The 7650-nt window shown below is 55.9% G+C and carries 4 protein-coding genes; all 4 read left to right on the plus strand.

From position 1 onward, the window contains the following. Window positions 1–44: 44 nt before the first annotated feature. Window positions 45–1874: a DUF262 domain-containing protein gene (locus J8I87_RS33950; RefSeq protein ID WP_209936627.1), complete on the plus strand. Its 1830-nt coding sequence runs from the start codon at window positions 45–47 to the stop codon at window positions 1872–1874. Between the two features lie 5 nt (window positions 1875–1879). Beyond that, a complete protein-coding gene (locus tag J8I87_RS33955; RefSeq protein WP_209936628.1) occupies window positions 1880–4759 on the plus strand; it encodes a Z1 domain-containing protein in 2880 nt (959 codons plus the stop codon). 7 nt (window positions 4760–4766) lie between these two features. Beyond that, window positions 4767–5867, plus strand: coding sequence for a PD-(D/E)XK motif protein (locus J8I87_RS33960; RefSeq protein WP_209936629.1), 1101 nt, complete (start codon window positions 4767–4769; stop codon window positions 5865–5867). Between the two features lie 195 nt (window positions 5868–6062). Then, on the plus strand, window positions 6063–6515 hold the full coding sequence (locus J8I87_RS33965) for a very short patch repair endonuclease (RefSeq protein ID WP_209936630.1): 453 nt from the start codon (window positions 6063–6065) through the stop codon (window positions 6513–6515). Window positions 6516–7650: the final 1135 nt, after the last annotated feature.

Raw genomic sequence — 7650 nt, forward strand, 5'->3', positions numbered from 1 at the left:
CAAAACAATAGACCTAAACATTAACCTTTCTGGGGGCCGAAAAAATGGAAGACATTGACCAACTCGATGACGATATCGAGCTCGGCGGGATTGCACAGTATCTATCTGAACTTTCACAGGACGGCGCGCTTCCTCAAGATGTTGATCAGCGGCGACCTGCCCCATTCTTGCCAGACGCGGTCTCATTTGATGGTAACGATTGGCTCTCTCGTGTCGCTGCCGTTCAGGGCTGGTTATGTCTAGACCGCTCTATTGGAAGTGACCTGCCGCCTGCGGAGGCTGCAGCGGAACTGCTCGACCAGATTTCCCCCGACCCAGTGTCTTCCTGCATAAGAGTCGACGGCGACAATGTGTCGTTGAGCGAGTTGGGAGCGCAACATCTTGACACTTGGCTATCCCGTGCTGCAGCTCACCGTGAGGCGTTCAACGAAGCGTTGGATGATGGACGCGGGATTCGCGAAGCTACGGAGGAATGGCGCCAACTGTGGGAAGAATCTAGTTCCTTGGCTCGCCAACCGGCCGCTATCAAGGCCGAAGTTAAAACGCTCACGATTCGTAACTTCGCCGACTACGCAAAGGACGAAGATCTCGAACTGAATCCCTCTTATCAGCGGGACAGTGTTTGGTCGATTAGCGATTCTCAGTTGCTTATTGACTCTATCCTTCGAGGAATTCCAATCCCGTCGATTATTCTGACGCAATTGGAAGGAGACGATAAGCTCCAGATTGTTGACGGCAAGCAGCGTCTGACGGCGATTTTGCGCTTCATCGGTCAACACCCGACTGCACGCCAGTATGTTCGTAGCCTCGACGCAGAAACGGAATTTGATCGCGACAACAAGAAATTTCTTCGGAAGCGTCATTTCAAGAGCCGGGATATCGCAGAGCACTACCTCCCGTTCCGTCTAATGCGCTACTCCGCAAATGATCCTCTCCATGCGATCTCTGGGAAATACTATTCTGAAATCAAAGACGTAGAAATCCCCGTTGGTCAGGGAAAGGCCAAAGTGCGGGAAATCTTCGAAAAAGCACACTCACGCTATCTGATACCTGTGATTGTCTACGAAAACACGCGATTGCAAGACATTCATCATGTGTTTTCGATCTATAACAAGCAGGGAAAGAAGCTGAATGCCGAAGAATTGCGAAACGCCACGTTCCATCATCTGGGCCTGACGAAGCTTCTGCTCGTGCTTAGCGGCGACCGCCCTTTCTCTGACGAACTAGCCGCTTATTTGCCGACGGATTTGAGGGCAAATATCAGGGAGGTTGGCGAAACCCTGAAAGATCGAGGGTTTGGGACGATGAGGTTCAAGCGCACGAAGGTACTGTCCTGGGTTTGCGCGATGATGCTTCACTCACCCAACAATCGGGATGGAAACTACGCTACTCCGTCGACGGCAACACAAATTGATGCATTGCTTCAGGCGATAAGCGATAAGCAAGGTGCACATCCGCTGTTCCAAAATAATGTCTTGGTTTCGCTGGCGCGCGACATTGAAGTTGCTGTGCAGATCCACGCGGAGGCCGAAGATGCATGGTCGCCCCGATTCCGTAGTAAGAAGGGACATGCATCAGGATGGGAGGAATTACCTCTCGTTGCAAGCCTACTTGCGACACTGATTCTCGCCGCGATAGGCGAGACGCAACGTCTAATGGACGCCATCCCGTCGATTCGCAGGTTTACTGAGGCAAACCTAGGGCCCGCGAAAACTCAAAACAAGACTCAGTGGGAATATATTGCCACGATCGCAATGGGTACCCTCAGGACCCTGGAAATTGACGAGGTTAGTGCGACCGCACTTCTCACTAAGCGCTATGGATATAGTTGCTTGCCGGTTCTCAGGACACTCGTGGCGGCGGCAGAGGCGTAAAGGGCATGCTCGACCAAGGATCTGTTAGTACGCTTCGGCCCGTCATCGTCAGAGAGACGGGAGTGGGAGGGGGCGACGCCTTGCCTGCAGCGGAAGCCGCATGGTGGCAACGCTACAGCCAAGCAATAAGCAAATTGCCAGAAGACACTCGATCAATAATCGAGGACGACGCGAAGTATATTGTCGAGCGTGCCCTTCCTCCACTTTCACCAGAGGACACGCTTGGCGGAAACGCTTCTGAGCGGCAAAGTGTTATCACGGGAATGGTGGTGGGATCCGTGCAATCCGGAAAGACAGCGAGCATGCTGGCTGTCGCAGCGCTGCTGCTCGATCGGGACGTCGATATTCTGATTGTTCTCGCCGGAACTCGCGTGGCCCTATGGCTGCAGACGTACGAGCGGCTTCTTCACCAACTTGACGGAAGTGACGTTTACACAGCGTGGTCCAAGAATTCGGATCGAGTTCTGGTTCCTCAGCCCGAGGACATTCTCTCCGGCGAAACGAGGGTGGACCCCTATCGATACCTGCGAGGTGCCCGTCGCCGTGTAGTTGAAGCCGTACAGAATCGCAAGCCGGTCATCTTCGTCATACCGAAAGAAGACGACCATCTTCTGGCGCTTGCCAAGTTTCTGACCGAACACACAGACAAGGATATCCTGGCGCGTCGAGGGCATCCGCTTCGAATGGTTGTGCTTGACGACGAAGCGGACGACGCGAGCATATTGGATGCACAGGAGGGGGCTCGTATCACTCCACAGTTTATCCAGTATCTTTGGTCCTCGGATGAAAGTGCGCCAGCGACACGGAATGACTCGCTGTTCGCAACGTACATTGCCTATACAGCGACTCCCCAGGCAAACTACCTGCAGCGTTCGCATAACCCGCTGGCCCCACGGCATTTTCATGCTGCGCTGCGTGTGCCATCAGACAAGGGCAACCGCACGCCGAGGCTTGACACTTATTTCGAGCGTAAGGGGGTGAGTGCCTTCTACTGTGGTGGGGAGCACTACTATGAACGTCTGCGGGACATGCCGGGCGACCCATGTGTCAGCTTCCCCTTTACGGGCGTAACTGGCGAGGCCTCTGCGACCGAACTGGCACAGCATGCCCAGGTTCGCTGGGACATGATAGGGAACGCTATGCGTTCCTTTCTCGTAGCAGGCGCTTTGCGCTTGCTGCTTGATAAGCGGCGCTTTTCGGCGATTCCTTCGACGCCTACGGACCTCGCTACTTTACAGAGGACTCTGCCGCGAACTCACTCGATGCTTTATCACCCTTCCGCCTTGAGGGAGGCGCATTTTCTCGGAGCAGAGGATCTTGCGCGCTGGTGCAAAGCCTCTCCCGGCGAGGAAAAAGACGTGGTACTGCCTCTAGACGAGGCGGGTAATTCTGTTTTAGAGATCGATGCCGCGGGGCTCACTGCGCGCATCGGCAAGGAAGAACACGAATGGCTCAAGTGGCTTGCCGAGTTCGCGGCGACTGCCGGGGGACTGTCGTCATTACCGGGTTACACGGAGCTTGGGATCGGATCCGTTTCTTGGAATGAAGTTCGCGATCTACTTGTTGATGAGGTTTTTCCGAACGTCAGGCTCCGCGTTCTCAATAGCGATCCACGGGCCGACGACCGTCCTGTTTTTCAACCTACGCCACTCGACGAAACGTCGCAACTGTGGCGTGCGCCGCGCGACATCTACACCATTTTCGTCGCAGGCAATGTGTTGTCGCGGGGACTGACAGTTGAAGGGTTGGCCACAAGCCTGTTTGCTCGCAGTGCCCGTGAGCCGGCCGCCGATACCCAAATGCAGATGCAGCGTTGGTTCGGATATCGTGGGTCACATCTTCCTTTTTGTCGTGTGTTCCTGTATGCGGATCAGTTGGCACTTTTCCGAAAGTATCACTACAACGACCTGGCGCTGAAGCGGGAAATTCTAAGCCACATGGACGGGCATCCTGCATCCGTATCCAACGGCGTTCTCGTGCTGCAGGGTGACTCGTTCTGGGCAACAACAAAAGTCGACAGCCGTCGTGTCCCCCTTCATCCGGGGGCCACGCCAGCAATCCGCCTGGTGGAACCGCCGAACGGACAGCAGTACGGACATAACATTTCACTCGTCCAAACTCTCATTAATGATGGCTCCTGGCAGGTCCTTCACTATCCAGGCGGTGTCGAGCGCGGATTGATTCGATCCAAGCCAATCTCGATGCTCGAACTGGCTGCTATGTTGGAAGATCTTTGCTATTCGACCCATGATCCTGACCCGCACCTTCCTATCTCGCAGCGGTGGGCCAGTCTTCAAAGAACGTTGAATTTGCAAGAGCCATTGTTTAGGCCACCGGGCCGCAATGCGGGGCCGGCGATCGTTGAGCCGAGTGGATGTCCATACTCGATCGCTGCCTATTTGCGATTGTGGCATGAGGCCCTGCAAAGGCACGACATGCCGGGTATGCAACCTACAGACAGCCCAACGCGGCCGTGGAATTCGCTCGACCTTGGTGCGTACAGGGCAACGGCGCCACATTTCTATGTGGGCCTTAGATTTGGCTCAGAGGGGCCTACGACCAAGCTGACTTTCAACGGCAAAGCGTTCCCGATGATGCGACGGGGACTGGTGCCAGGAAAGCCCTTTCTTCTGGAAACGCTATGGGGGTCTCGCAATCCATCAGAGCGCTGGAAAGGCGATCAGGTGTTTGACTATCATTTCCACGATCCCTCTGGATCGCCGCGCCTTCTGGATCAAGGGGCTTGGCGCCAACGAGGCGAGCCGGGGTTGCTGTTGATCCATCCGGTAATGGATCCTCATACGGAGCAGGAAATGATTGCACTGGGTCTGGCACTGCCTAAAGGTGGCCCGGATCACGTGGCAGCTCTTCGTGTTTCCAGGTAGAGACAACATGATCGGAGATATTACGTTCGAGGAGTTGAGGCTGAGCTTGGAGGGATTGGCCCAGCCAGCGCGGGCTGACGAGCGCTCAATTTTCTGGATACTTCCAAAGGCGCTCGGGTTAGCCAAAACGTCATCGGGGCGTGTCGAGATATTCATTGGCGGTCCCAAGCTTCATCCGCGGACGCCGATCGTTCGCAGACATCTTGAGCACGGTCGATGGACAATCACTGAAAGCGCCGATGAGTTCGATGCAAGCAGGATCGTGTTGCCTTCGGAGCCACATTTTATTGCCGTTGCAGCGCTTCTTGGGGTCGAACTCGTTCAGGCAGGAATCGGTGCGCCGCGCCCTCTGCAAGACGTCTTGGATGAAGTCGAGCCCCTTCTGGAACTCGCACTTATCCGGAGCGCGCTCGGCGAGGAGTTTATCCTCGGTCTAATGGGCGAACTTCTCTGCCTTGAAACTTTACTTGACGCGGTAGCTGGCCGCCCCAACGCGGGGATGGCGATCCTCGACATGTGGCGCGGCCACCAAGTTGGTCAGAGGGACTTCGTAGTCGGGTCGACCTCGATCGAGATCAAGACCACACAACTGGAGTCCTCGACTCACAGCATAAGCGGCGTACATCAGGTCGAGGTCGATGAACGGCTTCCTTCTGAGAAACGCCTGTTACTCCTCAGCGTGGGACTGACGCAGGCACAGCAAGAGGGGCAGACATTGCCCGAGATCGTCCAGCGTATCCTCGCTCGGTTGGGACCGGACACGGGATCGGGGGAAACAACGGGATTCACTCCACTCCAGCAACGCTTTCTGGACGACGTATACCGTTACGGTGGAGCAGGATCTCGGGGGTATGATCATCGAACGGCTTCCGCATCGAAGGCATATAGCACCCGGTACAAAACGACCTTTACCCCTCGGCTATATGACTTGACTGATGAAGACGTGCTTATCCTGCGACGTCGTGACATTGAGGGCCTTTTCGTGCGGACAGACAGCGTCCAATACACCCTTGATCTACCCAGCGTCATCAATGGGAGAAATCCGGTGGCGAACTGGAAACAGACCGTATCCGATTTGGTACGGTCCCGCCAGAAGGTGGCCAGTTGATCCCCGCCAAGCAAGCGCCGAATCCGGGGAGAGAAGAGCGCGAAACCGTCGACAGAATGGACTCGCTTTCAGATTTTGATTTTTAGAATCCTGACGTAACTAGTCGAGCTAAGACGGGAAGCCGAGCCATGGCGGAGTTATCCGGGGAAAACGGGCCTACCATCGTTAGTCTGAGCAGACGCAGCGAGGTGGAGCTTGGCAACCAGGTCTATTTCCTCGACGCCAGCAACGCGCAGCACGATCATGCGCGCGATACGAGGCAAGGACACGAAGCCGGAACTTGCGGTTCGCTCCCTGCTACACGCTCAGGGGTACCGGTACCGGGTGCACGGTAGTGAGTTGCCCGGAACCCCGGATATTGTCTTCCCCGGCCGGAAGAAGGTGATATTCGTCCACGGTTGTTTTTGGCATCGGCATGATTGCCAGTCCGGCAAGAAGCAGGTCAAGGCCAACATTGAGTACTGGGGGCTGAAATTCGCTCGCAACGTGGAGCGTGACGCGATTAATCGCGAAACGCTCGCGAAGATGGGGTGGGACGTTCTTACACTGTGGGAGTGTGAACTTGTCGATGTGCGCGCGATCGCGGTCACGCTGGCCGATTTCCTCGGCCCCGTCAAGCTTGGCAAGCGCATGGCAAGGAGCGTATGACTGCGCGATCGTCTGAGGAAATCGTGGGGAATCCGCTGCTTTGCCCGGAGGGAGTCAACCGCCCGACCAAGTGTCACTACTCGAGAGAAGATAGCTGCATTTGTAACTAAGGCGTTCCTTAGTAAAAAGTCTGTGGGCTACCATGGAGGCCACCCGCCTCGGGGAGCCAGCGAGCCCCCCTTGGGGAGGGTGGCCGTGAAAAAGAATTCTTTCATTCGGATCAAATACGGGATCGTTTCCTGGTTCACGGCAGATACGCGTCACAGGGTTGGCTTTCCGGCGGTTCGCAAGCCACGCAATCCTAATCAATTCGCGAGCACAGCGCGACGAGCTTGGGGGTAGATTTGGGGGTATCCAGGAATGCGTGAAGAGGAGTTGCCTTATTGAATATGCCTTTCATGCATTAGTTCGATAGTCCTCCGCCCACCATGGGATTTCAAGGGAAACCCGCGCGGCGTAAGGCTTCGCGGGTTTTTTCTTTTGGCAACGCAGTTCCTCCCGTCTCCCCTCAGCTCCCTGAAATTCCCTAAGCAATGTCCCAAATATGTCCCACCAGCGGAGCACACAGGAGGTTGGGGCTTGCGTCAGGTGCTCGTCAACGGTATAACGGCACTCAATGCTGCGCTACCTCAGCGAGGTAGCGGATCCAGGAGGGATGGTCCGATTAACTCCTGGTGCTGGTCTCTCTACTAGCCGACTACGGGGCGGCTCCCTGGGGAGACTGGACGGATCAAACATCGCGGAGCCTCTCGATCATCGATGCCCGCCGCGATGCCAACGCGGCAGGCATCGGCGTGATGCTGCTGAGGTGTAGCCCTAAGGGCAACGTATCTGGCCTCCCACGGGACGCGAAAAAACGACACCGCAGAGCGCACGGTCGGCTCCGGACTGTGCATCCGCATGCACGCCGGGACAAATCCCCTATCTCAAGCACAGGTCCGTGGACCACCCAGGTTGCTTCCTGGGATGCTGGGGATAGGCGTGTCCACAAAATCTGTCAATGTCAAATCTTCGAGCGCTTTAGCGCACGTGCTCTCTGATCGCGTCCTTGACGCTCATGTGAACGGCGGTTGAAAACCGACAATAAACGGCGGCGTCATAGTGCGGCGGCGCCACGCGCGAGGATGAAGACAGA

Origin of the sequence: Paraburkholderia sp. LEh10, assembly GCF_017814945.1 — a bacterium.
Lineage (GTDB): Bacteria > Pseudomonadota > Gammaproteobacteria > Burkholderiales > Burkholderiaceae > Paraburkholderia.